We start from the raw sequence: 25,251 nt of genomic DNA, 5'->3' as shown, positions 1-25,251 counted from the left end.
AGGCGCCGCGCAATCCAGATACCCATCCGATCCGCATCCGCACCTAGAGAGTAGTCAACGCTGACCGTGCCATACGTCGACATCAACCCCCACAAGGCACGTCCCAAGTGGGTAAGTTACATCATCCTTGCCGTTCTCCTGGTACTCACCGCAGCAGTCGTGTCCGCCGCGCTGATGCACCACTGACCAGCGGATACTGGGCGAGGCCTCCTGCCGGACCCCCTAGACTTACTGGTTGAACCAGTGCCGCAGAACCGTTTGCCGAAATGTCCGGGGGACAGACATGCCAGATCCGGCGGATCAGAATGCAGGCGCCCAAGCAGAGGATGCAGGGCAGCCGCAGCTGCGCCGACGCCGCGACCTTCGTCGCGCCGACGGCGCAGTTCAGGATGCCTGGACAGGAACCATGCCAACCGTAACGCCCCCCTCCAATTCGAACGATGCCGGGAAGCCGGTTACGCGCCGTACGTCCTGGACAGAGGCCGCAGCAGCAGCCGACGCCACAAAGCCGTCCCGCATCCCGGCTGCCGCGGCTCCGGCGGCTGATTCTTCGCTTGTTTCGTCTCCTCCGGCGCCGCCGACCGCTGCGCCCATCGTCTCCGTGGATTCTGTTCCTGCTTCCACCTCCGGTTCGGGGTCCGCTTCAGGCGGCGTGGCTGCCGAGTCCGCCGTGCCGCCGTCGGACGCTCCTGCCCAGCCGTCCTTCCGCCGCAGCCGGCCCACCGTGGCCGATGCGATCGCCGATGCGCCGATGCCGGACTTCATCAGCTCGCCCGGCCTCTTCGTCAAGGAGCAGAAGCCGCGGCCGGTTGGGGGCATCCGCGGCGCCCTGTACAAGCTGAGTGGCGGCGCCTGGAACCTGGGCCCCGGCCCCAAACAGCGCCAGGAGGACGAGCTGGCCCGCCGGATCTCGCGCCAGCTGCAGGGCAGCTACAACACGGCGATTCTGAGCCTCAAGGGCGGGATCGGCAAGACTTCCACCACGGTTGGTGTGGGTTTGACCCTTGCCGAGTACCGCGGGGATGCGCCGTGTGCCATTGATGCTAACCCGGACTCGGGTGACCTGGTGGAGCGGGCACTGGGCGAGGGGATCTATCAGCAGGCAAGCCCGCGGACCATTACGGACCTGCTGGAGAACATCGAGTCCATTGACTCCCTGACAGCCCTGGCCCGGTACATGCACCATGCGGGCAGGCTGCACCTGATCGCTGGGGAGCAGGACCCGGAGGTCTCGGATTCGTTGACGGCCGAGGAGTACCTGCGGATCCGCAAGCTCATCTCCAGCTACTACTCCGTGGCATTGACCGACTGCGGCACCGGCGTGACCCACAATGCGATGAGCGGGATCCTCCAATCGGCCGACAACCTGGTGATCGCTGCCGGTTATGCGGTGTCGGGGGCCAAGCGTGCCCGCAGCACCTTGCACTGGCTGGCCAGCCACGGCTACGAGGACCTGGCACGCAACGCCATCGTGGTGATCACGGACAAGGACGAGGTGTCCTCCCGTGTGGACAAGGACGCCATCGAAGAACACCTCTCCGGGATCTGCCGCGAACTCATTGCGGTGCCGCACGACCGAGGCGTGGCCGATGGTGACCTGGTGACCCTCGACGTCCTGAAACCGGAGACGCGGCGGGCTTACAAGGAGATCGCCGCGGCAATCGTTGACGGGTACCGGTAGTAGCCAAACCTTCCCGCGTGGTGCATGACCGGATATATCTAAGCGGTACAATAGCCCGCGAAGGTCTCAAACATATGGGGGAATCGTGGCTCTATCCACGCTCGGCATCAGTCGTGCGCGCAAGCAGAAATCTGGCGTTCAAAAGGCCGGGCTTAGGCGCGACATTCAAGGATTGCGGGCACTCGCTGTAGCGGCGGTCATCGCGGACCACCTCTTCCACTGGCCATCCGGCGGATTTGTCGGCGTAGACGTCTTTTTCGTCATCTCCGGCTTCTTGATTACGGGTCTCCTGCTGCGCGAGTACGAGCGAACCGGGCACATCTCCTTCAAGAACTTTTACCTGCGGCGCATCAAACGTATTCTTCCGGCGTCCACGGCCGTACTTGTTGCGACCCTCGTCGGGTCGTACTTCGTTTTCAGCAACTCAAGGTTCATGTCTGCGTTGTGGGATGTTGTGTGGGCCTTGTTCTTTGCCGGTAACTGGCGCTTCGCAAGTGTAGGAACGGACTACTTCCAAGCCGGCGGCCCAGTTTCCCCTATTCAACACTTCTGGTCTCTGGCAGTTGAAGAACAGTTCTACTTCGTGTGGCCATGGTTGATGCTGCTGATCTTCTTGCTGTTTGCGCGTTCTGCCAGGGCAAAGGCTCATGCGAGGACCGCTGTTGGGGCCGTCATGGTTCTGCTGTGCGTTATTTCCTTTGCTTGGGCTATGTGGGAAACGGCCCATATGCCTACGCAAGCGTACTTCTCAACGTTCTCCCGTGCATGGGAGCTCGGTGTCGGTGCGCTGATAGCTGTAGTGTCGCCGCTCCTTACACGGCTTCCGGGCGCCCTGCGTCCTGCCTTGTCGTGGATCGGGTTGGCCGGGATTGTCGCGTCGTTGGCATTGATCAACTCGGGGTCGCCGTTCCCCGCCCCGTCGGCGGCGCTTCCGGTCTTTGCCACTGCTCTGGTTATCATCGCAGGCACCGGCGGCGAGCAGCGGTACTTGTCCCCCCTGACGAACCCCGTCAGTCAGTACCTGGGGGACGTCTCGTATTCCCTTTACCTCTGGCACTTCCCGATCATCATTTTCTCGGGGGCGCTGTTCGACTTGAACAACCCAGTCGTTCTCTTGCTTACTCTCGCTGCAATTGTCCTGACCTCGCTGTACGGCTACCACTTGATTGAGGACCCCATAAGGAAGTCCTCCTGGCTTAGCGGTGACCGGCGAAAGAAGAATAAGGCTCCTGTTACGCATGCCTACAAGCTCACTTCGCTCAGCCTTCTCGCGGTCGTTACCGCGGCTGTTGTGAGTTCCGTTTTGGTTCAGCCACCAGCGCCTGTTGCTGCTAGTATCCCGCGGCCGGCTCCGGCAGCAACGGCAAGCTCGGCGCGGCTGGCTAGTACATCTGGCCCAGAGACCACACGTCTTCAGACCGAGATTGCTGCAGCTTTGGCTTCTCCTGAGTGGCCCGCATTGACGCCTTCGATGGATGACGTAATCTCGGGGCCGCAGGCCCCATCTGATATCGCTGCATGCGGCAAGATGGGAGCAGTAGATCCGCAGTCCTGCACATGGGGTGGGCCATCGGCCACCAAGACCGCTGTCGTCATTGGGGACTCTGTCGCCATGACGTATGTCGGTGCGCTGCGCGAGGCGCTGAAGGATAGGCCGGAATGGCAGTTGAAGACGTACGCCGCCTTCGGCTGCACGTTCACTGAGACCCGAATTGCCCACTCTGACGCTGCCCTGATGAACGCTTGCCCCGCGAGGAAAGACCAGGCTGTCGCTGCTATCAACGAACTCAAGCCCGACCTGGTGTTTATCACGAACACGTATGAACCCAGAATCGGGCTGGACTCTAAGGCGCCGCTCACACCTAAGGACTGGTCGGACAGCACCCGCGCATTGGTGCAGAAGTTCAGCGGTTCGGCTAAGAAAGTGGTTTTCCTGTCTCCGCCGCCGTCGGACGTTGACATCAAGTCTTGCTACACACGGGTAAGCCGTCCTGGGGATTGCGCGAGTAGCGTGACCGGGCAGTGGGTTGATGTGGCAAACGTGGAAGGCGAGTTAGCTAAGTCCTTCGGAGGGGCGTTCGTGGATTCCCGCGAATGGTTCTGCAGCGGCCAATCAGCGATGTGTCCTGCATATGTTGGAAAGACGCCGACCAAGGTGGACAAGGTGCATATGGCGCCTGATTATGCGGTTAAGATTGGCCCGGCCCTGGCTGAGGAACTTGTTCGCCTGCAAATCCTTTGAGAACCTCGTGCAGATGTCTTCCCTGGGATACTTAGGGCATGACTTCTGGGGGAAATATGAAGCAGCGCGTTCTTACATGGGCTGCTGTCGCGTTCATGGTCCTTGCGATCCTTTTGGCTATCGAGTCGGGGAGCACTGTTGACCCGCTGCCGGTTCCGATGATGGCGTTGGGGTCTATAGCTTTTGGCATTATCTCTATTGCTGGGTGTGGGCTACCGGGTTACCGAAAGCCGAGGACCGGAGTGAAGGCCCCTCGTTCGCTGAGGGGCCTTCAATGCTTTAGTGCTGCTAATCAGTGTGCCCTTAGACTGGGGTGATGAAAACTGGGGGAGGCATGGGGCCTTGGAGTGCCTCTGAAAAGCTGTCGCTTGCACTTTTTATCTTGTCCGGAGTGGTCTTCTTTGTAGCGGGCGGCGTGCCGGACCCATTCCTTTTTGAAGCTCTTGCCTTGGTCTCGATCGCGGTCGCCGCGGTAGTGCGATTCTCCGAGGCGACCCGAGGCAAGGATAGTCCCGAATGATGAAGCTCGATCCTGTTGCCCTCCGCTGGGCTCTCGGTACAGGCTTGGCAACTGTCCCGTTGACGGTCTGCGCCGTAATTACTCCAGGAACCGCCATTGGCATCTTGGCGGCTCTCGGCTACCTCTGCACCTTCGCCCTCCGTGCGCGGGCATTTGTATCCGTCCAATTCGCAATGGCGGCCGGCGCTCTTATGGCGGTGCCGGTCCTACGACTGACGGCAGAGTCGAACAGCCTGAAACTTGCGGTGCCAGCCGTTGTCCTGATCACCGCTGCTGCCGTCGTGATACGAGTGCGGCCGCGTATGCCAGTCGGTCTTGTGTCGCTGCTTGTCGTCTTCCTTGCGCTGGATGCCTGGGCTACAGCCCGTGTTCCTGACCCTAATGAATGGTCCTTCTGGCTTCTCAGCGTCGCGGTCACATTCGCTGGACTCGTGTTCGCGTCCGCCGCAGCGAGGCTTGACGCATGGTCGGCCCTGGCTGCGGTACTCATCCTGCTGACGAGTGCCGAAGCCGTGCTCGCGATGTTTGAGGTTAGGTTCCTCCACGAACCGATCTGGCGTGGCGGACGCATCCTCTCGGATGGCAGCTCAGCCTGGATCCGGAATGAGCTAGTGGCGTCCATACCCAGGGCTCAGGGAACGTTCGGCCACCCTCTACCGCTGGCATTCTGCTTGATCCTAGGCGCAATCGTGCTCGTGCGACTTAGGGCGTGGAACAGTGTCCTGCGCTTCCTGCTCCTCCTCGTTCTGGCCGGCGGCGTCTTCGTGTCAGGTAGCCGTAACGCGATCATCCTCTTCCTGGGGCTTTCACTGCTGGCGTTCATCCTGCCATCATTCCTGGCACGAATGAACGTCGTTGGGCCTCTCGTGACCGTGGGGGTCATCCTCGCGTTCCCATTCCTGCTGGACAAGTTTGACGAGCTCGCTGGCTCGGGATCTGTAGACCACCGACTCGGAGCCCTAAGCGCCGTCCCCAACCTCATGTCAGAGTCCCGTTCCTTCACATCTGTACTAATCGGAGACGGCAGCGCCGCGTCACCCCGGCTCTACTCGCAGGGCTTGCTGCAAACCGATGGTTTCGCGGCGGTGGACAACCAGTATGTGCTGACGCTTGCGCAGAACGGTTTCATCGGGCTTTTGATCCTGATAATTGTCTTGATGGTGGCCTTCCTCCGCGGGTCGGCTACCGTGCGTCTGCTGCTTATCGCCGTAGCCGCTTCGGGAATGATCTTCGACATATTCGCGTGGCCCGCTGCCGGATTCTTGGTCTGGTTCGTGGTGGCGGCAGCATGGGCCAGAGTGCCCGACCACGCGCCCGCATCAAAGAAGCAGGCTGCCGCTCTCACGGAGTCTTCCCGTGACCAGCGCCGAGTACTCGCCCAGCCCGTGCGCTAGAGCAACACGAGCCGGGCAGCAGCCTCTAGTAGGTCACCGAGCCGCCAAGCACGCCGAGTTCAGGACGGCACTGGAGATTGTCCCCGTGCCCCGCCTGTGGCCGCCCCATACAGGCGGATAAAGGCTTCGGCGCCGCCCCATTCGCAATTGGCGTGGAGGCGCTGGATCCTATAGCCGTTGCCCGGCTGCAGGGCGGCGTTCTTCGCGCGGTCCCCCAGAGCTTGCATGGTCCGCGTTCAGGCTCACGAAGGCCCGCAGTCCTCCGGCTCCCTCTGACACATAGAGCGCTAACTGAGCGGTTTCCCGGACGGGCGGTGGATGGCCTGGCGCCCCGGGGAGGAGAGTTTCGAAGACCTCGCGTGAAGTGGCTGTCCACCGAAAAGAATGCGGCCGCCGTCGTACCTCTAATGCTCACCGCACTTAAGGTGCCCACCCGAATGAACGGGGCGGGCACCTTTCGTGGAGCCCGAGATTAGACGTGCAGGCTCTCAGCCGGGGCAGGCTGGGCCGGCGCCGCGAAGATGGTGCCGTTCAGGTCCCCAACGGAAGCCTTGCCCACAAACCCCATGGCGCCCTTGAACTCCTCCTGCAGGATGCTGAACACCCGGTCCACGGCCGGTTCCCCGCCGGTGGCCAGGGCGTAGGCGAAGGGACGCCCGGCGAGGGCGGCTTTGGCGCCCAGCGCGACTGCCTTGACGATGTCGTGGCCGCGCCGGATGCCGCCGTCCAGGTAGATCTCCGCGCGTCCTCCCACCGCGTCCACGATGGAGGGCAGGACGTCGATGGTGGCGGGCTGGGAGTCGAACTGCCGGCCGCCGTGGTTGGAGACGAAGATGCCGTCCGCGCCCTCATCCACCGCCCGCGCCGCGTCCTCGGCGTCCATGATGCCCTTGATCACCAGGTTGCCCTTCCACTCGGAACGGAGCCTGGCGAGGTCCTCCCAGGTGGCGCCCGGGTTCTTGTTGGAGGCCATCCAGTTGTTCATCTCATCCATGCGCAGCGGTCGGCCGTTGATCTGGTAGTTCCCGTAGGTCATCTTCCGGCCGGTGAGCCACCGCCACACCCAGGCCGGGCGGGTGGCGGCGTTGAAGTAGTCCGCCACCGGCGGCCGCGGCGGCATGGACAGCCCGTGGTGAAGGTCCCGTTCGCGCTTGCTGGAGGACCCGACGTCGCCCGCCACCACCAGCGTCTCGACGCCCACGGCCCGTGCCCGGCTGATGTAGCTGGCGGTCTCCTCCGGGTCCTTCCAGAACGCGATCTGCGCCCACAGGTTGTCCGGCGCCACCTTGGCCACCTCTTCCAGCGAACAGCCGGCCCAGGCACTGTGGATGAAGATGGACCCCGCCCGGACCGCTGCCCTGGCAACGGCCGGGTCCGAACCCGGGTGGAAGATGGTGAGCATACCCATCGGCGCCACCATCAGCGGCATCGCCAGCTCATGGCCCAGCACCGTGGTGGACGTGGTCAGGCCCCGGAGGTCCACCATGGACCGCTGGCGGAGCATCAGGGCATCAAAGCGGTCCTCGTTGGCGCGCATGGTGGTCTCGTCCAGTGCACCGCCCTCCAGGTAATCCGAAATCATCCTGGGAAGCTGCCTCCGGGACGCTTTGCGGTAGTCGTCAATGCTGACAATCCATTTGTTTCTCAAGGGTCCTGCTCCAATGCGTTGGGCTAGATGACTTTTGCCAGGAATTGTTTGGTGCGTTCATGTTTGGGTTCGCGCAGGACCGTCCGCGGGTCGCCCTGTTCCACGATGCCGCCGCCGTCCATGAAGATCAGGTGGTCGCCCACTTCCCGGGCGAAACCGATCTCGTGGGTGACCACGATCATGGTCATCCCGGCGTCCGCGAGCTTGCGCATGACGTCCAGGACTTCGCCCACCAGTTCCGGGTCCAGGGCCGAGGTGGGCTCGTCGAAGAGCATCAGCCGCGGCTCCATGGCCAGTGCCCGGGCGATGGCCACGCGCTGCTGCTGGCCGCCGGAGAGCGATGCCGGGTATGAGTGGGCCTTCTCGGACAGGCCCACCCGTTCCAGGAGGATCTTTGCCCGGTCCTGGACGGCCTTCCGGCTCTCCTTCTTCACCCGGACCGGTGCCTCGCAGATGTTCTCCAGCACCGTCATGTGCGGGAAGAGGTTGAAGCCCTGGAACACCATGCCGATGTTCTCGCGCATCTTCGCCGCCTCCGCGTTGTTCTGCGCGTGCAGCCGGCCTTTCCTGACCTTCACCCCCACCGGCTGTCCCTCCACAAGGATGTAGCCGCCGTCGAGCGTTTCCAGCTGGTTGATGCAGCGCAGGAACGTGGACTTTCCGGAGCCGGACGGCCCGATGATGCAGGTGACGCTGCCCCGGGGAATGGTGAGGTCAATGCCTTTGAGGACCTCGAGGTCCCCGAAGCTCTTGGTGACGCCCTGGGCCTCGATCATTACCTCGGTCATGGCTGGACCTCCTTGGGGGTGATGCCGGGGCTTACCGGTTTGGCTTTGCGGCGCCGGGTGCTGCGGCCCGGCGTGATGCCGCCGCGGTTGAAGTGCCGTTCGATGAAGTACTGCCCCAGGCTCAGGATGCTGGTGACCAGCAGGTACCACATGCTGGCGGCGATGAGCAGCGGGATGGTCTTGAAGTTGGCGCTGTACACCAGCTGCGCGGAGTACAGCAGTTCCGGGAACGCCAGGACACTGACCAGGGAGGTGGTCTTCAGCATGGAGATGGTCTGGTTGCCGGTGGGCGGGATGATGATCTTCATGGCCTGCGGCAGCACAATCCGGGACAGGATGGCGAACCGTCGCATGCCCAGGGCCGTGGCCGCCTCGGTCTGGCCGCGGTTGACGCTCAGGAGCCCGGCTCGGACGATCTCCGACATGTACGCGCCTTCATTCAGGCCCAAGCCGAGGATGGCCGCCATGAACGGGGTGATCAGCACGTTGGCGTCCACCGAGAAGAACTCCGGCCCGAACGGAACACCCACCGCGATGCGCGGGTAGATGGCGGCGATGAAGCCCCAGAAGAGCAGCTGGACGAACACCGGCACCCCGCGGAAGAGCCACACCAGGAACGCCGCGGTGCCGGCCACAATGGCGTTGGGCGCCAGCCGGGCCAGCGCCAGCAGGACGCCGACGACGATTCCCACGGCCATGGAAATGGCCGTCAGTCCCAGCGTCCGCAGCAAGCCCGTGAACAGCCGCTCCGAGGTAAACCAGCCAAAGACCACGTTCCACTCGAAGCGCGGATTGGTGACCAGGGAGTAGCCCACCAGGAAGATCGCTGCCAGGACGATCGCGGCGGTCAGCCACAACCCTCCGTGGCGCTGGTGGGGACGGCCCATGAGGAGCTGCCGGTCCAGTGTTTCGCCGGGCGGTGCCTTGGCGTCCGGTTCCGTGGCTGTGTTGGCCATGGTGCTACTGCGCTTTGTTGAAGGCGAAGTCAGAGATGGCACCGCTGCCTACACCCCACTTGTCCAGGATTTCCTTGTACTTGCCGCTCTTTGCCAGCGACTGCATGCCGAGCTCGATGGCCTTCTCCAGGCCCGCGCCCTTCTTGAAGCCGATGCTGACGGGGGAGACGTCCTTCTCGCCGAGCAGTTCGATCTGGCCGCCCTGCTTGATGGCGTAGCCCAGGGTGGGTCCGTCAATGTAGACGGCGTCAATGCGGCCGGCGGTCAGCGCAAGGTTGGGGGCCTGCATGTCCGGATAGGTCATGGCCTCAATGGCCGGCTGGCCGGCGTCCGTGCACGCCTTGGAGAGGGCGGGCAGGCGCTTGAGGTCCTGGAAGGAACCCTTCAGCACGCCCACGCGCTTGCCGCAGAGGGTATCGATGGTGAGCTTCTGCGGGTTGCCGGGGGCCACGCCGATGCCGCTGCCGGACTGGTAGTAGTCCACGAAGTCCAGCACCTTCATGCGTTCGGTGGAGGGGGACATCTGGGAGATGGCCATATCGAACTTGCCGGCCGAAATGCCGGGGATGATGCCGTCGAACGGGCCGCTCTTGACCTCCGTCTTCAGGCCCAGCGTCTGGCCCAGGGCCATGGCGATTTCGGGGTCAATGCCTTGGATGGTGGTCCCGTCCGCGGCCATGAAGTGCAGGGGCGGGGAGCTCTGGCTCATGGTGACGGTCAGGGTTCCCTTGTCCTTCGTCTCCTTGGGGAGGGCTGCCGCGGCGGCTTCGTCGACCTTGACGGCCTCCGCGGAGCTCGAGGGTTTGGGGGCATCGGACTGGGAGGAAGAGGACATGCTCGGATTGGAGCACCCGGAGAGAAGCACGCTCGCCATGGACACTGCGGCGACGGTCACCATCATCGATCGGAACTGAATCATCTACACGCCTTCGGATTTGGGGGAATGGGGTTGGCGGCGTCAGGCCTCCAACCCTGGAAGGGGCAACAGCTGCTGTGTGTTTTGGATCACTTCGCTGTCCGGTATCATGTACCGTACATCATGCACGATTTTCCGCCAATACCTTTTTCGCGGTCATTGTTTTGTGACGAGGGCTCTCTCGCCGTGGCTGCCAGTTCGCATAGGATTCCGAAATGAACGCCGCTTCGCCTGAAGAAGAAGTACTCATCCCCGGCCGGCCAATGTTGGTGGACCAGGTGTTCGAGGCCATCCTGTCCCTGCTGCTGGATGACAAGATCTCCACCGGATCGCCGCTCAGCATCGACGGGCTGGCCAAGCGCTTCAAGGTTTCCTCCACCCCCGTCCGGGAAGCCCTGGCACGGCTGGAGACCACCGGCATGGTCCGGCGCGAAGCCCTGCGCGGCTACAAGGTGGCCCCCGAACCGACCGCCAGCGACGTCGCCGCGCTCCTGACGTCCCGGCAGATACTGGAGCCGGCGTGCACCAGCATTGCGTGCACCAACTCAACCGAGGAGCTGGTGGCGGACCTGGAACGGTTCCACCACGATCTCGAGGCCTCCCGTCACGGCGGCGACACCTTCGCCGGGTACCGGGCCTACTGGCAGGCGGACGAGAACTTCCACCGGCGCATCGTGGAAGCCACCGACAACGAGTTCCTGCTCCGGGCCTACGGCTCCATCGAGGGGCACATCCAGAGGTTCCGGCTGCTGGTGCATAACGACATGAGCGGGGACCACACAGTGCAGGAGCACCAGGCCATCATCGACGCGTTCAAGGCCGGGGATGCCGTGGCTGCGACGGCGGCGATGAACAGGCACATCGAGGGGATCAGGTCCCGCTCGCTGAGCCTGGCGAAGTTCGGGCAGCAGGGCTGACCGGCGGGCGAAGCCGGGTGTCGGCTACCGGGCCCAATGCCGTCTGACCTGCAGGAACACCGTCCGAGCCGCCCCGCCGGCAGGTATCAGGGGGTGGAAGAATCAGGTACTCAATTACTGGTCACATATGCCGGCCGGGAGCCTAGCCTTCATCCATGCTGACGACCGTGTTTAGGATTTTTCGACCTGAGCCAAAGTGTAGGTTTTGCGGCGGACCCCTCCCGCACACTCCCACTGCGGAATTTTGCTCCCGCGACTGTTACGACAGTTACCAATTCATAAACCGCCATCCCGCCGGCGGGCAATAGCCATACCTCGTGGCCAGGGATTCGGTCTTGGGCGCTGCCGGACGGAAAGCTGGCGCCGGCTGGGATTATGCTCGAATCATGGCGATGCAGGAATCCCCGGTAAAGACCGTCAAGGTCCGCGACAAAGGACCGTGGCGGCGCCGGATGTGGATGTGGATCGTTGCTGCCGGGCTGGACGTGTACATCCTCGGTTTCGTCCTCGGGCTCCAGCCATCGGGTCCCCTCTGCGGCAGCCCGCTGCTGCGCGAAAGCCATGCGGCCGAACTCATAGGCCTGCAAAAGGCGGGCATTGGGGCGGCCGCTGTCTGCTATAAGAACATCGACGCGGACTCCGTCCCCGTCTGGACCCTCATGGCCGTGGGAGTCTTTCTGGTCATGGCCGGAGTTGCCGTACGGATTGTCACCATCCGGCGTTCCGCCAGCCTGGACTGAGCCGCGCGGGCAGACGCAGCAGCGCCTATGTGGGTGTGCGCCGTGCGAAACGCGGGCGTAAAAAAATCGTCAAGGTTTCCGGCCCAAAGCCCGGAACCCGGCTGAGCCGGCCTACCACGGGGTTACCTTGGATGCAGTGCCGCCGCCTCATCATCCCCCAAATTTGAGGCGGCGGCACCTGTCTTTTCTGCTGACGTATCTGGCCCGCGATTGGTGCGTGCCGCCGTCGTACGTCCTGACGCGCCCATGCCGCAGCCTCTGAGGCCGTTCCCAGCCGGTGCATGAATAATACGGAGTGCTGGCAACAGCGGAAGTGACACGGCAGGCGAACGCCTGCGACGGCGACGGGCAAAGGAGCGGACATGGCCAGGCCACACCGGAGCGGACAGCACGAACCCGAATCGAGCGTGGAGCTGAACCCCCTGTTCAGCCGGCCGGGGGAGTCCACCATCTTCCCGCGCTTCACCATCCCGGACGGCGAATCCCTGCCCGGCACCGCCTACCAGGTGGTCCACGACGAGGTGATGCTGGACGGCAACTCCCGCCTGAACCTGGCCACGTTCGTGGGGACCTGGATGGAGCGCGAAGCCTCCCAGCTGTATGCCGAAACGTTCGACAAGAACATGATCGACAAGGACGAATACCCACAGACAGCCCTGATCGAAACCCGGTGCTGGCGGATGCTCGCGGACCTGTGGAACGCACCTGACCCGGCCGCCGCCGTCGGCACCTCCACCGTGGGCTCCTCCGAAGCGTGCATGCTCGGCGGGCTGGCGCTCAAGCGCCGGTGGCAACACGGCCGTCGTGCCGCCAAAAAGCCCACCGACGCACCCAACATTGTCCTCAGCTCAGCCGTGCAGGTGTGCTGGGAAAAGTTCTGCAACTACTTTGAGGTGGAAGCACGGTACGTGCCCGTCTCCGCCGAGCATCCCGCCCTGGACGGGCACGGCCTGGAACGCTACGTGGATGAGAACACCATCGGCGTGGTGGCCATCATGGGCGTCACCTACACCGGCGCCTACGAAGCCGTGGAGCAGATCTCCGCCGCGCTGGACGCCATCCAGGCGGACACCGGACTGGACGTCCCCATCCACGTGGACGGCGCGTCCGGGGCCATGGTGGCTCCGTTCCTGCAGCCGGACCTGGTGTGGGACTTCCGGCTCCCCAGGGTGGCCTCCATCAACACCTCCGGGCACAAGTACGGGCTGGTGTACCCGGGCCTGGGCTGGATCGTGTGGCGGGACGCTGACGCGCTGCCCGAGGACCTGGTGTTCCACGTCAGCTACCTGGGCGGCGATATGCCCACCTTCGCCCTGAACTTCTCCCGTCCCGGCGCCCAGGTGCTGCTGCAGTACTACCTGTTCCTCCGGCTGGGCTTCGCCGGCTACCGGTCTGTGCAGGCCAGCTGCCGCGACGTCGCCCTGTACCTGTCGCACGAGATCGGCGCCATGGACGCCTTCACCCTCTGGAGCGACGGGTCCGACATCCCGGTTTTCGCCTGGCAGCTCACCGACGGCCACACCCAGAACTGGAACCTGCACCACCTCTCCGAACGGCTGCGGATGAACGGCTGGCTGGTCCCGGCCTACCCGCTGCCGGACGGGCTCAGCGACATCACCGTGCAGCGGATCGTGGTCCGCAACGGCTTCACCCGCGACCTCGCCGCCAGCTTCTTGGCCGACCTCCAAAAAGAAGTGGCCTACCTGGATGCCCTGGCCGGGCCCATGCCCACGGAGCAGCAGAAGGAAGCGTTCCACCACTAATTTGTGAGGAGGGTTCTGTGTGCCGGTTGTTCGGGTTGCACGCGGGGTCCCGGCCCGTCGGCGCCACTTTCTGGCTGCTGGATGCCCCGGACAGCCTGGCTGAGCAGAGCAGGCGGGAGCCCGACGGCGCGGGCATCGGCACTTTTGCGGGCGACGGCGGGGCGCGGGTCAGCAAACGGCCGCTCGCCGCATGGGAGGACCACGCCTTCGCCCGGGAGGCCAGGGAGCTAAGGAGCACCACCTTCCTGGCCCACGTCCGGTATGCCAGCACGGGCGCGCACACCCTGGTGAACACCCACCCCTTCGAGCAGGACGGGCGGCTTTTCGCGCACAACGGCGCCTTCCACGGGCTGGACCGGCTCGACACGCGGCTGGCCGAACTCGGGGTTGCGGGGCTGGTGCAGGGCCAGACCGACAGCGAACGGCTCTTCGCCCTGATTACGGCGGAGAGCCGCCTGGCCGGCGGGGACGTGGCCGAAGGAATTGTGCGCGCGGTGGGCTGGATCGCCGTCGAACTTCCCGTCCTGGCCCTGAACCTGATCGTCACCACCGCGACCGATCTTTGGGCGCTCCGCTACCCCGCAACCCACCCGCTGTTCATCCTGGAACGCGACCCGTCAGCCGAGCCGGCTCCGGCGGCCCCGCTTGACGCGCGGAGCCACCGGATCCACTCGCGAAGCACCGAACTGTCCGGCTCGCCGTCGGTCCTCCTCGCCACCGAACCCATGGACCACAACCCCGGCTGGCGGCCCTTGGCGCCGGGGGAGCTGGTGCACGTTGGCCCGGACCTGGCGGTGACCTGCACCGTTCCGTTCCCGGACCAACCCGCCCACCCGCTCACGCTCGCCGACCTGGACCCGTCCGCCGCGGCGTCGCAAACGTCCTGACGCGGCTTAGGTGCTGGGCGTTGCCGCCTTCTTTGCCAGCGCCTCGGCCATCTTCTGCACCTTGGGGCCGTAGCCGCCGTTCAGTGCGGTGTCCTTGATCTTGTTGGCCTGGGCGTCCAGGTCCGCGGGGGCGGCGTTCTTGAGCGTGGTCAGGTCAGCCTGGAGGTTCGCGGGGAGCTTGGCGAACAGCTTCGGATGGGCGATGAGCTGGTCGGCCACCTTCTGGAGCCCGGCGCCCGGGTTGCCCGAGCTGAACGCGGTGCGCAGCTCCTGGCGCAGGCCGGCGATTCCGGTGACGGTCTTCTCCAGCGTTTCGGCGCGCTTCTGGACCTCGGGTCCGTAGCCGCCGGAAAGGGCGGTGGTCTTGATCTTGTAGGCGTCCTTCACCCGGTCCGCCGCCGGGGCGTCCTTGAGGGTGGTCACGTCCGCCTGGAGGGCGGCGGGCAGCTTGGCGAACAGCTGCGGGTGGTTGACCAGGGCTTCGGCAGCCTTCGCGGCGCGGTCCCCAACGGCCTGGGGGCTGTCAACGTTGATGCCCAGGAACGCCTGCAGTCCACCGGCGCCCTTCCCCGCCTTGGCCAGGCCGGTGGCTGCGGCAGAGGCGGTAGCTGTGGGACTGGGGGAGGCGGACGCGGCGCTCACGCCTGCAACGGCCATGGCGCCGGCGGCCAGGAGTGCTGCGGCTCCGACGCCGATGCGGGCCTTCATTGACGGGATTGATGGGTTCACCACGGTGTGTCCTTCCGAATCTGCGCGTGCATCCCCGCTCGACGGCGCGGACCGGCACAGGATCACTGTAAGACCGGAGGCTGGGGAAATGCTGAATGCGGACCACCCCGGAGATGCCGGATCATGGTCAGTGGCAGGGGAAGAGTAGGGTGAAAGCCTGAGTGATGACCACCTGTGAGGCGCGGGGAGGAAAGCCGCCCCGGCAGGGTACCGCTGCAGAATTCGATGCCGAGAACCGGAGACCCCGCATGTCCAAGGAAGTTCCTTCCCCCTCCACGTCCGCCCCGTTCCGCGCCCTGAACCTGTTCCGCGCAACGGGAATTACGCTGGGCCGGTTCACGGGCTTCCTTGTTGTCAGTGCGCTGTGCGGTGCCCTTCTTGCCGGCCTGATGATGCCGGCCGCCGCCGTCACCGAGACGGTGGTGGCGGGCGGATCCTCCGCCTTGACCAGCAACCTTCCCAACGACGTGTTCTCCGCGCCCCCGGCACAGATGACGCGTGTGCTGGCGGCGGACGGATCGCAGATCGCCACCCTGTTTAACGAGAACCGCACACGGATCTCCCTGGACCAGATGTCGCCCAACATCAAGGACGCGATCGTTGCCATTGAGGACTACCGCTTCTACCAGCACGGCGGAATCGATCCCGAGGGCATCTTCCGGGCCTTGGCGGTCGACGTGGCCGGTGGGCACCAGGGCGCGTCCACGCTGACCCAGCAGTACGTCACCAACATGCTCAACGAAAACCTGATCGCCCAGGGCAAGGACGCCCAGGTGGTGCTCAACGGGCAGAAAGGGGTGGAGCAGAAGATCCAGGAGATGAAGCTGGCGATCGGCCTCGAGGAGAAGTATTCGAAGGACCAGGTCCTGGCCGGGTACCTGAACGTGGTGGGTTTCAACGCCAACGCCTACGGCATCCAGGCCGCGAGCCAGTACTTCTTCTCGGTGGACGCCAAGGACCTCACCCTGCCCCAGGGAGCCCTGCTCGCCGGCCTGGTCAACGGCCCGTCACTGTACGACCCCACCGTGCACCCCGAAGCCGCCAAAGCCCGGCGCGACCTGGTGCTGGACGCGATGCTGCAGCACGGCTACATCGACCAGCAGCAGCACGACGACGCCGTGAACACCCCCATCCAGCTCAAGGTCAACCCGCCCAAGCAGGGCTGCGCCTACGCTCCCCAGGCGCAGTATTTTTGCGACTACGTGATCCACCAGATCGAGAACGATCCCGCCTACGGCGACACCGTGGACCAGCGCGACCAGAAGATCATGGCCGGCGGCCTGACCATCAAGACCACCCTGGACCCCCGCCTGCAGGGACCCGCTCAGGCCCAGGTGGACGCCACGGCCGGCGCGAACCCGGACAAATGGGGCGCCTCGCTGGTGACCATCGAACCGGGCACCGGCAAAGTCCTGTCTATGGCACAGAACTCACGGAAACTGCCCGGCCAGGGCGCCGGTTTTGTTTCCGACTACAACTTCAACGTGGACGGCAGTGACGCGGCCGGGAACAGCCTGGGCGGTGTGGGCGGCATGCAGCCCGGCTCCACCATGAAGCCGGTCACCCTGGCGGCGTGGCTGGGCGAAGGCAAATCGACCAACCAAATTGTCGATGCTTCCAAGCGCCGGTACGGCATCTACTACCCCTGGAAGACGACGTGCCATCCGGTCCAGGGCTGGTTCGACAGCACCGTGCGGGACTCGTCGGACCTGCAGAACGATGAGCCCAACTGGTACCGGCCCATGACGGTCCGGGAAGGCATCTACCAGTCCATCAACACGGCCACCTTCGCCTCCCTGGCCGGGCTCAACGATTTCTGCGACGTCCAGCGCGCCGCGGATGCCATGGGCCTGCACCTGGGCAGCGGAAAGGACGAAAAAATCGACCTGTCCACCCTGGGCAACATCCTGGGCAGCCAGAACGTGGCACCCCTGACCATGGCCAACGCCTTCGCCACGTTCGCCGCCAACGGCGCCTACTGTGCCCCTATCTCCATCACGGAAGTTGACGACGCCCAAGGCAAGAAGATCGGCGGCCAGGCGTCCTCCTGCCAGGCCGGCGCCCTGAAACCGGACGTTGCCAAGGCCGTCACCAACGTCCTCCAGGACGTCCTGACGAAAGGCTCCGGCCTGCTGATCCCGCAGAAACTCGGGGTCCCGGATGCCGCCAAGACCGGCACCAACGAGTGGAACAACCAGACGTGGGTGGTGGGCTACACGAAAGGCCTGGCCACGGCGTCCTTCTTCGGCGACCCCTTCAACGGAGGCCCGACCAGGCTGGGACGCAACATCACCGTCAACGGGAAGTTCTATCCCGCCGTGGACGGCGCCTACATCGCCGGGCCGCAATGGGCGCAGTACATGCAGGGCGCGGTGGGCCTCTACGACCACGGCAACTTTGACGCCCCGCCACAGAACCTCATCAGCGCCCCCGGCGCCCCCGGCCCCCAGCAGACCAAGGCCAACTGAATGGAAAAAACTCCGCCGCGGTCAGCCCTGCTGGACCGGACCTTCCGGGTTTCCCTCATCCTCAAGGGACTGGACGGGGTCCTGGAACTGATCGGCGGGGTCCTCCTCCTGCTGGTCACGCCCGCGCAGATCAATGACCTGGTCCGGTTCCTCACCCAGCACGAACTCGCCCAGGATCCCAACGACCTGGTGGCCAACACCCTGCTGCACCTGACCGCGAATCTCTCGGGATCGGCGTCGTTGTTTGGCGCCGTCTATCTCCTCCTGCATGGCGTGGTGAAAATTGTCCTGGTGTGGGCTGTCCTGAGGGAGAGGCTGTGGGCCTACCCGTGGATGATCGCGTTCCTGCTGGTGTTCATCGCGTACCAGGCGTACCGGATCTCGGTGGCGTTCACCTGGGGCATGATGCTCCTCACCGCGTTCGACATCTTCATCGTGTGGATCACGTGGCGGGAGTACCGGCTTCGGCGGTCCCGGAACAGGATGCCCGTAGGCTGACCCGCTTACTTGACTGTCAGCGTTCCGTGCATGCCGGAGTGGTACGTGCAGTGGTAGGGGTAGCTTCCCGCCGTGGCGGGGGCGGCGAAGGTGGTGCTGGTCCCGGGTTTGAGCACGACGTTGAAGGAGCCGTCGTCAGCGGTCACGGTGTGGGCTTCGTTGTCCATATTCATGACCGTCACACTTCCGCCGGCGGGGACGCTGTCCGGTCCGTCGTAGGCGAAGGACTTGATATGGATGGTCAGGATTGGGCTCGCTCCGGTGGACCCATGCTCCGCCATCGTGGTTCCGCTTGGGGATGCCATGGGCGAACCTCCCATGCCGGCCATGGATGCGTGCGTGGAGGCCGGCGTCTCCGGTGCGGCGACGGACCCTCCTCCACTGGTTCCACACGCGCTGGCCCCGAAGATAGTTGCGGCGCCGATCAGGGCCAGGGCCGCGCGCTTAGTTGGTGTCGACTTCATGATGTTCCCTCTCGGGGATGAGTGGCGCTTTCGGCCTGGACTGGGAGCGGCTTCGAATTATGCGGCGTGGCTGGAGACCAAATGCGCGTAGACAACGGTGTTGTCGAGGTACTCCCTCGTGGCCGGGTCGTAGCCCCCGCACGTGATCAGGCGTACCTCGGGCCGGTCTGCGTTTTGGTAAACCTTCACTGTTGGGAACGTTGATTTGTGGTAGACATCCACCCTGTCCACAGTGAAGACCGCGGCGGTGTGGTCCGCGCGGGTAACGGTGATGGTTTGGCCCGCGGTGAGTTCGTGAAGCCGGTAGAACAGTCCAACGTCGCTGGTGGTGCTGTTGACGTGGCCCAGGATCACCGCCGATCCCGTCTGGCCGGGAGTGGGTAAATCCTGGTACCAGCCAGCAGGAGAGCCCGGTTCCCCCGAGGGCGTCTGGACTTCCCCGTTCGCTTGCTTTCCCACGGGAGCCACAGCCGCGTCCACTCCGATGGAGGGCACCTCCACACGCACCGGGACGGATGCCGGCAGGGGGGCATCCGGAGCGGTAGGAGTGGCCGCGGCCGACGGGACTGGCTGTACCGGCGCAACGGGGGGCGGCCCGGTTGGGGACGCCGGCCCTGAAGCGCCGGCGTCCGCGGGCGGCGCTGCGGCTGGTGGGCTGGAAACTGCTGCGGGTTCCCCCGTGCCTGGGGGTTCGGCGTGGAGGCCGAGGCCGATGGTGGTGATGCCACCGGCCAGGAGCAGGGCGGCTGCCGCGGACGCGATGACGCGTCCGCGGCGGCTGCTGTTCCGGGGTCCCATCAGGTCCCTGCTTGTTCCCGCTGTTCTGCCCGGCCTAAGCAGCCATCTTGCGGCGGAGTGCGTACGCGCCCCCGGCTGCGAGGACCAGGCCGCCGCCGGCAGCGAGGAGGCCAAGGTCGGGTCCGGCCGGGGCGGGGGCGGTGATGCCGGTGCCGGGGGCTCCGGCGGGCATGGCCTTCAGGGAGCCGCACAACGCCGGGGAGGTGGCGGCCAGCGGCAGGGAGGGCACCAGGTCGCTGGGAGCCTTCTGCGCTGCCTCGGGCAGCGTGGCCGGGTCGAGGCCGTGGACCACGACGACGGCGGTTCCGGCCTTGAGCGAATCAGCGGTCTTGGCGTCCAGGGTGAAAGTCCGGTTGTAGGTGTATGAGGCGCCCATGCCTGCGACCTTCAGGTCCGTTCCGGCCGCGGGGCTGGTGTCCCCGCTGGTGGAGAGGGTGGCGCCGATGCCGCCGTAGGCAGGTGCGCCTTCGGTGGTGCTGATGACGCCGTCTTTGTTGGTGTCGGCGGACATGTCAGGGCACGTCCCCTTGGCACCGATGTGGATGTGCTGCACGTGCGGGTACGGGTTTCCGTTGAACATGGCCGCGAGTCCGGAGACTTTCTCCGTGACGGTTGCCTGGTCACCGTTGACGGTGACCATGACGGTTCCGGAGGCATTGCTGCCGTTGATAGCGGCGAGGTTCGCCTGGTACATGGTGGCGTTGTCAGCGGCAAGGGCCGGGCTGGTGGAGAGTGCGAAGGCGCCCAGGGCAAGAACCGGGGCTACCAGGAAAGCGGATTTCTTCATGACATTTCCTCCATTGGAAATGGACGCTCCCCTGATGGGCCCGCCCATGACTGTGACACTGATGATTCGCTGTGCTCCTCGTCACGGATGGGAAGGTGGGCGTCTTTTGCCCCTCCCTGGCTATTCGGACCAGCAGGCCAGCACGGCGGTGGCTATCTGGTACGCGAAAGCGTCGCGGGAAACGTCGTGGGGGCCCAACCTGGCCGGGAGGGCTGCCGCGTCCACAGTCAGGACGAAACTGTCCTTCGTAAAGACCGCGGAGGAAGGCGTCTGGAACGCCGGAAACCCCAGGTTTGCCAGCCCCTCAATCGGCGCAGCCCCGGCAGCCTGTTGCTGCAGCCCGTCAAAAAAGGTGCGGGCAGCTGCCGGATCGGACGTTTCCTTGACCGAGAGCAGCAGGTGCCCGGACGGGAGCGCATAGGTGCAGGTGTAGAGCTTGTCCGCCCATGAGTCCGTGGTGGGTGGCTCGGATGGAAGGGACAGGGCCTTGACAATATTCGTCTTGGTCTCGTCGCCGCATACCATGGTTGCGGCCGACGAGGGGCCGTCCGCCGCAGCACCGGCAGTTGCCTGCGGCGAAGCGGACGGACTGGCTGAAGGTCCTTCGGACGGCGGCTTTTCGGCGCCGGCCGCGGCGCAGCCGGACATGACCAGGGCCAGGAACGTGGTCAGGGCAATGACCTGTGTCCGGCCCCTGTTATGCGCTCGCGGACTGCTTTGTGGACTCATGGCTGCACCTTCCGAACGTTCCTGCACTAGCCTGACCCGGCCGTACCTACCAACTGTTCGTAACGGCAACCCCTCTGGACCGGTCCCGGCCCGTGCTACCGGGCCCCGGATTCGACGCCGGATCCGGCGGTCAGGACATAGTGGCGACGGCGAACAGTCCGGCCACGCCGGCCAGGTACAGGACCAGGACCACCAGTGAGTCCGTCCCCATGCCCAGGCGCTTCTTCTTCGGCCGGAACAGCAGGCCGAGCAGGTACGTGAGGGTCAGCAGGATGGCCAGGGCGGTGAGGTAGATGTCCGTGGCCTGGGCCTGCGGCAGGACCGGTTTGCCGGTGATGAGGACGGCCACCAGGAACAGGACCGGGAGGAAGGCGTTGCCGCCGAAGATGTCGCTGAACGCCAGCTTGTAGTCGCCCTGTTTGACGGAGGCCAGGCCGGTGGAGATTTCCGGCAGGGACGTGGCCAGGGCCAGGAAGGTGGCGCCGAAGAGGACCCCGGAGAGGCCGATGTGCCCGGCAATTGCGTCGCCGCTGCGCTCCAGGACGACGCCCGCACCCAGGGTTGCCAGGGCCGCCACGGTGAAGATCAGGGCCGACTTGGCGGTGCTGATGTGTCGGTTCTTGTCCGTTGACTTCTTCTTCGAGTGCCCCTTCGGCTGGTCCTGGCCCCCGGGTGCGTCGCCCTGCTGGTGCCACGGCAGCCCCTTCTGGGAGCGCTGGACCAGGATCAATCCGAGGATCCAGATCACGGCGATCAGCACCGCGGCAGGGGTCAGGTGCAGGGCCACCAGCGAACCCGGCATCTGGCTTCCCGCGATCACCACGCCCAGGACCGCGACGACTGTGACGGCTTCGATGACGAGGGTCAGGGACGCGGCCTTGTAGCTGAGCGGATCCGTTCCCCTGGTTCCGAACACGTCCAGGATCACCAGCACCACGGTCTGGATGGCGATGCCGCCCAAGATGTTGCCCACGGCCACACCGATGTTGTTGGACAGGGCCGCGCTGACCGTGATGGCGATCTCCGGCAGGTTGGTGGCGATGGCCAACAGGATCAGCCCGCCCAGCGCCGACCCCAGATGCAGTCGGTCATCCAGGATGTCCGTCTGCTTGGATAGCTGGATGCCGGCCACCCAGATCACCGCCGCCGCACCGGCGAAAATCAGGAGCAGGACCGCCAGGGGCAGCGCTTCCATATCTTTTGCCTCCTCTTGGGCTTGTGCAGCGGTTTCAGTGAAGCCGTACCCACCTGGGGGCCCTTTGCGGTGGTTATTTGCTGGGAATCCGCTGGGAAGGCTGCCTTTGGGATGTTGAGCTGGTGGCGCACCCGCTGATTGGGTAAGGGGTAGGGCGTAGCCACCCACGCCGAAAGGACAACCATGGACATCGTTGAAGTGATTTTGAACGACCACCACGAGCAGCGGCGCCTGTTCGCCCTGCTCGATGAAATGCATGCCAGTGAAACCTCCAGCCTGGACGCGGTGTGGAAGCGGATGCGCATCCTGCTGGAGGTCCATGCCAAGGCGGAAGAAGAACTCTTCTACCCGGAATTGCTGGAACTGGGGAAGGGGGCCGGCGGAAAGGACTCCGCCGAGGACGAAACCGAGGACGCCATCCACGACCACAACGAAATCCGGGACGCCATCAGCGAGGTGGACCGGCATAACGCCGGGACGCCTGAGTGGTGGGAGGCGTTGGCGAAAGTCAACGAGGCCAACGGCGACCACATGGCAGAGGAGGAACGGGAGGGCCTGACCGACTTCCGGCAGCACGCGTCCCTGGAGCTGCGCCACCGCCTGGGCCTGGCGTTCGCCATTTTCGAGTCCGAGCACGCCGGCGGGATCGAGCCCCACGACGTCAGCCCCGAGGAATACATCCGCGAGCACGAATAAGGCCCCCGGCTGCGGTTACCGCTTGACCGCCGGTTCCGCCGGCGCCTTGACGGTGGCCAGCAGGATGACCCCGGCCACGGCGGTGGCTCCTGAGACGAGGAACAGGACAATTGCCAGCGGCGGGGCCGCGGCAGCCTCGCCCAGGATGGTGACGCCGATGGCAACCGCTACCAGCGGGTCGATGACAGTGAGGCCCGCGACCACGAGTTCCGGCGTGCCCCGGGTGTGGGCGTTCTGGACCAGGAAGCTGCCGGCCAGGGCCGCGACGACCAGCCCCGCCAGGCAGGTCAGGGAGAGCCACTCGAAGTCGCCCTGGAACAGCCGGGCGATCACGGTCTTGGCCAGCGCCGCGACGAACCCGAACAGGATCCCGGCGCCGGCCGTAAACACCACGGCCCCCGAGCGGTGCCGCCAGAGCGCGTAGGCCACAGCGACGCAGGCCAGGACCACCGCGAGGACGATCAGGATGGTGACCAGGTGCCGGTCACTGATCTCCACGTCCTCCGCGGAGAACGCTGCCACGGCCACGAACACGCCCACACCGCCGACGCAGAGAGCGACGGCGGTGAGGGCCCGGCGTCCTGGCGGCCGGCGGTTCATCCGGGCGTTGGCCAGGGTGGTAACCACCAGGGCCACCGCGCCGATGGGCTGCACCACGATCAGGGGCGAGAAGCGGAGACTGGTGAGCTGGAGCAGGATGGCGGCGCCCAGCATCGCCGTCCCGGCCAGCCACGCCGGTTTGCGGAGCAGGGCCTGCAGCCGCCCGCCGCCCATGCTGCCCGCCGCACGTCCCGCGGCGGCCGGCTCTTCTCCCACGGCCCGGTGCTGGAACAGGGTTCCCAGGGCGAGCAGGACGGCACCCGCGGCGGCAATGGGAATCCCCAGCCAGTGGGTGGACGTCAACGCGGACACGGCCGCGGCCTGGATCATGGACAAACCCTACCCATCCGGCCGGCGGAAACCCGGAACTTACCGCTGGGCAATCCTGAAGAGCGCACCGGTGGGGTCCGTGAGGGCGGCGATGCGCCCAAACGGGGTGTCCTCGGCCGGATGCACCACCTTGCCACCCAATGACGTGGCGATGTCTACGCCGGCGTCGGTGTTTTCGATGGCAAAGTAGGTCTGCCAGTTGGCGGGGACACCTTCGGGCAGGAAGTTGGAGGCGTCCATGATTCCGGCCCGTGAATCCCGCCCGGATCCCAGCGTGGTATAGCGGAAGTCCTCGGTGTCGCTCATGACGTCGGTGTCCCAGCCAAAGACGTCCTGGTAGAACTTGACGGACGCCGGGTAGTCGCGGGTATGGAGTTCGTGCCAGTAGGGGGTTCCAGGTTCGCCCGTGGACTGGAAGCCGGTGTGGCCACCGAACTGCCAGGCCCCAATCGCGGCCCCGCCCGCATCCCCCAGCATCGCCATGTGGCCCTGCTCGGGAACCTCCATGGGCGGCATGAACACCTGGCCGCCTGCCGCCACGGCAGCGTCGGCCGTCTTCTGGATATCCTCCACCCGCAGGTACGTTGTCCAGACGTCCGGGTATCCGAAGTCGGGGTCGTTCTTCATCATCCCGGCCACCATCGAGCCGTTGGCGAACGCCGTGATGTAGCCCCCGTACTTCTCCTGGTCGCCCTCCTCGTAGGTCCAGCCGAACAGGCGGGTGTAGAACTCGCGGGACCTTTCCGGGTCGGAGGTCATGAGGTCGATCCAGCAGGGATCACCGTTGGCAATGGTGGGCTTGGGCATAGGGACTCCTCGGATGTGCGGGGTGTGGACCGGGCAAGGCCCACCCTAACGCTGCCCGCGCCAAAAGCCGAGGGGCCGCCGGCACGGCCGCAACCATCGTTGCGGCCGTGCCGGTGGCCGGCCGTTTTTAGGCCTCGTCCTCCAGGTTCCGCAGCCGGCGCCTGATCAGCAGCCCGGCCACCACCAGGCCGATGACCAGGACGGCGCCGACTGCCCCCGTCACCAGCAGCGGCCCCGGAACCCCCGCAGTGGCTGAGGCAGGGCTGGCAGCCGGTGTCGCTGGCGGCGCGGCATTCGGGCCGCCGGCGGTGAAGGTGAACGTCCCCTCGATGGGGTGGCCGTCGGAGGAGACCACGCGCCAGACCACCGTGTACTTGCCCTGCGGGGCGCCCGGCTTGACCGCCTGGCTGACCTGGTTGTCAACGATCTGCACCGGCCCGTCCGCCTGGTCCGCGCCGGTGGCGTCCTCCACCCGGACAATCGAGTTGATGGCGATGGGGGTGTGGTCGAAGGTCAGCTCCACCGTGGCGGGCATCGCGCTGACCGTTGACCCGTTGGCCGGGTTGCTAGACTCCAGGGAATCGTGCGCCTGGGCAGGCGCGGAAAAGAGCAGCAGGAGCGCGGCGGTGGCCAAGGGAAGGAGCATGCGCGCCGGCCAGGCCGAACTGGGGCGGAGCGACGTTGTCTTCATGGGTCGC

Annotated in this window: 24 protein-coding genes; 11 read left to right on the top strand and 13 right to left on the bottom strand. The window is 65.3% G+C overall.

Features of this window, described 5'->3' with window-relative positions; genetic code table 11:
• Positions 1-406 precede the first annotated feature (406 nt).
• The 4 genes from ACFVTD_RS03675 to ACFVTD_RS03660 all read left to right on the top strand — a co-directional run bounded on the left by ACFVTD_RS03675 (position 407) and on the right by ACFVTD_RS03660 (position 5,837).
• Complete coding sequence (locus ACFVTD_RS03675) at positions 407-1,681, top strand: MinD/ParA family protein (protein WP_387558168.1); 1,275 nt, start codon at positions 407-409, stop codon at positions 1,679-1,681.
• Positions 1,682-1,766: 85 nt separating this feature from the next.
• Positions 1,767-3,923, top strand: a complete 2,157-nt coding sequence (locus tag ACFVTD_RS03670; RefSeq protein ID WP_387558165.1) for an acyltransferase family protein — start codon at positions 1,767-1,769, stop codon at positions 3,921-3,923.
• A gap of 316 nt (positions 3,924-4,239) precedes the next feature.
• A complete protein-coding gene (locus tag ACFVTD_RS03665) occupies positions 4,240-4,443 on the top strand; it encodes a hypothetical protein (protein WP_387558162.1) in 204 nt (67 codons plus the stop codon).
• Positions 4,440-5,837 carry a hypothetical protein gene (locus ACFVTD_RS03660; protein ID WP_387558159.1) on the top strand — a complete coding sequence of 466 codons (1,398 nt, stop codon included), beginning with the start codon at positions 4,440-4,442 and terminating at the stop codon, positions 5,835-5,837. Before ACFVTD_RS03665 ends, ACFVTD_RS03660 begins: the two co-directional genes overlap by 4 nt.
• A 472-nt stretch (positions 5,838-6,309) precedes the next feature.
• On the opposite strand, the gene ACFVTD_RS03655 is transcribed toward ACFVTD_RS03660, so the two are convergent.
• The 4 genes from ACFVTD_RS03655 to ACFVTD_RS03640 are packed head-to-tail and all read right to left on the bottom strand — an operon-like array spanning position 6,310 to position 10,148.
• Positions 6,310-7,485: an alpha-hydroxy acid oxidase gene (locus tag ACFVTD_RS03655; RefSeq protein WP_387558156.1), complete on the bottom strand. Its 1,176-nt coding sequence runs from the start codon at positions 7,483-7,485 to the stop codon at positions 6,310-6,312.
• A gap of 23 nt (positions 7,486-7,508) precedes the next feature.
• Positions 7,509-8,273 (bottom strand): amino acid ABC transporter ATP-binding protein, encoded by a 765-nt coding sequence (locus ACFVTD_RS03650; RefSeq protein WP_387558153.1) that lies wholly within the window; start codon positions 8,271-8,273, stop codon positions 7,509-7,511.
• A complete protein-coding gene (locus ACFVTD_RS03645) occupies positions 8,270-9,229 on the bottom strand; it encodes an amino acid ABC transporter permease (RefSeq protein ID WP_387558151.1) in 960 nt (319 codons plus the stop codon). Before ACFVTD_RS03645 ends, ACFVTD_RS03650 begins: the two co-directional genes overlap by 4 nt.
• Before the next feature lie 4 nt (positions 9,230-9,233).
• Positions 9,234-10,148, bottom strand: a complete 915-nt coding sequence (locus ACFVTD_RS03640; protein WP_387558148.1) for an ABC transporter substrate-binding protein — start codon at positions 10,146-10,148, stop codon at positions 9,234-9,236.
• Positions 10,149-10,360: 212 nt separating this feature from the next.
• Here ACFVTD_RS03640 and ACFVTD_RS03635 point away from each other — a divergent pair, with 212 nt between their 5' ends.
• The 4 genes from ACFVTD_RS03635 (at position 10,361) to ACFVTD_RS03620 (ending at position 14,452) form a co-directional block, all read left to right on the top strand.
• Positions 10,361-11,062 (top strand): GntR family transcriptional regulator, encoded by a 702-nt coding sequence (locus ACFVTD_RS03635; protein WP_387558145.1) that lies wholly within the window; start codon positions 10,361-10,363, stop codon positions 11,060-11,062.
• A gap of 386 nt (positions 11,063-11,448) precedes the next feature.
• Positions 11,449-11,802, top strand: a complete 354-nt coding sequence (locus ACFVTD_RS03630) for a hypothetical protein (protein WP_387558142.1) — start codon at positions 11,449-11,451, stop codon at positions 11,800-11,802.
• A 362-nt stretch (positions 11,803-12,164) separates the two neighbouring features.
• Complete coding sequence (locus ACFVTD_RS03625) at positions 12,165-13,565, top strand: glutamate decarboxylase (RefSeq protein ID WP_387558139.1); 1,401 nt, start codon at positions 12,165-12,167, stop codon at positions 13,563-13,565.
• A gap of 17 nt (positions 13,566-13,582) precedes the next feature.
• Positions 13,583-14,452 carry a class II glutamine amidotransferase gene (locus ACFVTD_RS03620; protein WP_387558136.1) on the top strand — a complete coding sequence of 290 codons (870 nt, stop codon included), beginning with the start codon at positions 13,583-13,585 and terminating at the stop codon, positions 14,450-14,452.
• 6 nt (positions 14,453-14,458) lie between these two features.
• Here ACFVTD_RS03620 and ACFVTD_RS03615 read toward each other — a convergent pair whose 3' ends face one another.
• On the bottom strand, positions 14,459-15,184 hold the full coding sequence (locus ACFVTD_RS03615) for a hypothetical protein (protein ID WP_387558133.1): 726 nt from the start codon (positions 15,182-15,184) through the stop codon (positions 14,459-14,461).
• A 245-nt stretch (positions 15,185-15,429) separates the two neighbouring features.
• Here ACFVTD_RS03615 and ACFVTD_RS03610 point away from each other — a divergent pair, with 245 nt between their 5' ends.
• Together ACFVTD_RS03610 and ACFVTD_RS03605 are read left to right on the top strand one after the other, a co-directional pair.
• Complete coding sequence (locus tag ACFVTD_RS03610) at positions 15,430-17,649, top strand: transglycosylase domain-containing protein (protein WP_387558130.1); 2,220 nt, start codon at positions 15,430-15,432, stop codon at positions 17,647-17,649.
• Positions 17,650-18,147 carry a DUF2127 domain-containing protein gene (locus tag ACFVTD_RS03605; protein WP_387558127.1) on the top strand — a complete coding sequence of 166 codons (498 nt, stop codon included), beginning with the start codon at positions 17,650-17,652 and terminating at the stop codon, positions 18,145-18,147. It abuts the gene before it with no gap.
• A 5-nt stretch (positions 18,148-18,152) separates the two neighbouring features.
• On the opposite strand, the gene ACFVTD_RS03600 is transcribed toward ACFVTD_RS03605, so the two are convergent.
• From ACFVTD_RS03600 to ACFVTD_RS03580, 5 genes are all read right to left on the bottom strand, one after another.
• Positions 18,153-18,611 (bottom strand): cupredoxin domain-containing protein, encoded by a 459-nt coding sequence (locus ACFVTD_RS03600; protein ID WP_387558125.1) that lies wholly within the window; start codon positions 18,609-18,611, stop codon positions 18,153-18,155.
• 57 nt (positions 18,612-18,668) lie between these two features.
• Complete coding sequence (locus ACFVTD_RS03595) at positions 18,669-19,409, bottom strand: class F sortase (RefSeq protein WP_387558122.1); 741 nt, start codon at positions 19,407-19,409, stop codon at positions 18,669-18,671.
• A 34-nt stretch (positions 19,410-19,443) separates the two neighbouring features.
• Positions 19,444-20,196: a hypothetical protein gene (locus ACFVTD_RS03590; RefSeq protein ID WP_387558119.1), complete on the bottom strand. Its 753-nt coding sequence runs from the start codon at positions 20,194-20,196 to the stop codon at positions 19,444-19,446.
• A 120-nt stretch (positions 20,197-20,316) separates the two neighbouring features.
• A complete protein-coding gene (locus tag ACFVTD_RS03585) occupies positions 20,317-20,925 on the bottom strand; it encodes a hypothetical protein (protein WP_387558116.1) in 609 nt (202 codons plus the stop codon).
• 130 nt (positions 20,926-21,055) lie between these two features.
• The gene (locus tag ACFVTD_RS03580) at positions 21,056-22,120 is read right to left on the bottom strand and encodes a sodium:calcium antiporter (RefSeq protein ID WP_387558113.1); all 1,065 of its coding nucleotides are present in this window, start codon (positions 22,118-22,120) and stop codon (positions 21,056-21,058) included.
• A 183-nt stretch (positions 22,121-22,303) separates the two neighbouring features.
• Between ACFVTD_RS03580 and ACFVTD_RS03575 the strand changes: the two genes are divergently transcribed.
• Complete coding sequence (locus tag ACFVTD_RS03575; protein WP_387558110.1) at positions 22,304-22,816, top strand: hemerythrin domain-containing protein; 513 nt, start codon at positions 22,304-22,306, stop codon at positions 22,814-22,816.
• Between the two features lie 15 nt (positions 22,817-22,831).
• Here ACFVTD_RS03575 and ACFVTD_RS03570 read toward each other — a convergent pair whose 3' ends face one another.
• The 3 genes from ACFVTD_RS03570 to ACFVTD_RS03560 all read right to left on the bottom strand — a co-directional run bounded on the left by ACFVTD_RS03570 (position 22,832) and on the right by ACFVTD_RS03560 (position 25,244).
• Positions 22,832-23,746: a DMT family transporter gene (locus ACFVTD_RS03570; protein WP_387558107.1), complete on the bottom strand. Its 915-nt coding sequence runs from the start codon at positions 23,744-23,746 to the stop codon at positions 22,832-22,834.
• Positions 23,747-23,785: 39 nt separating this feature from the next.
• Positions 23,786-24,553 carry a VOC family protein gene (locus ACFVTD_RS03565; protein WP_387558104.1) on the bottom strand — a complete coding sequence of 256 codons (768 nt, stop codon included), beginning with the start codon at positions 24,551-24,553 and terminating at the stop codon, positions 23,786-23,788.
• A 127-nt stretch (positions 24,554-24,680) separates the two neighbouring features.
• The gene (locus ACFVTD_RS03560; protein WP_387558101.1) at positions 24,681-25,244 is read right to left on the bottom strand and encodes a copper resistance protein CopC; all 564 of its coding nucleotides are present in this window, start codon (positions 25,242-25,244) and stop codon (positions 24,681-24,683) included.
• Positions 25,245-25,251: the final 7 nt, after the last annotated feature.

It is taken from the genome of Pseudarthrobacter sp. NPDC058119 (assembly GCF_042884655.1).
Taxonomy (GTDB): domain Bacteria; phylum Actinomycetota; class Actinomycetes; order Actinomycetales; family Micrococcaceae; genus Arthrobacter.
Note: the sequence above shows the minus strand (reverse complement) of the source record. Positions and strands in the feature narration are given on the sequence as shown.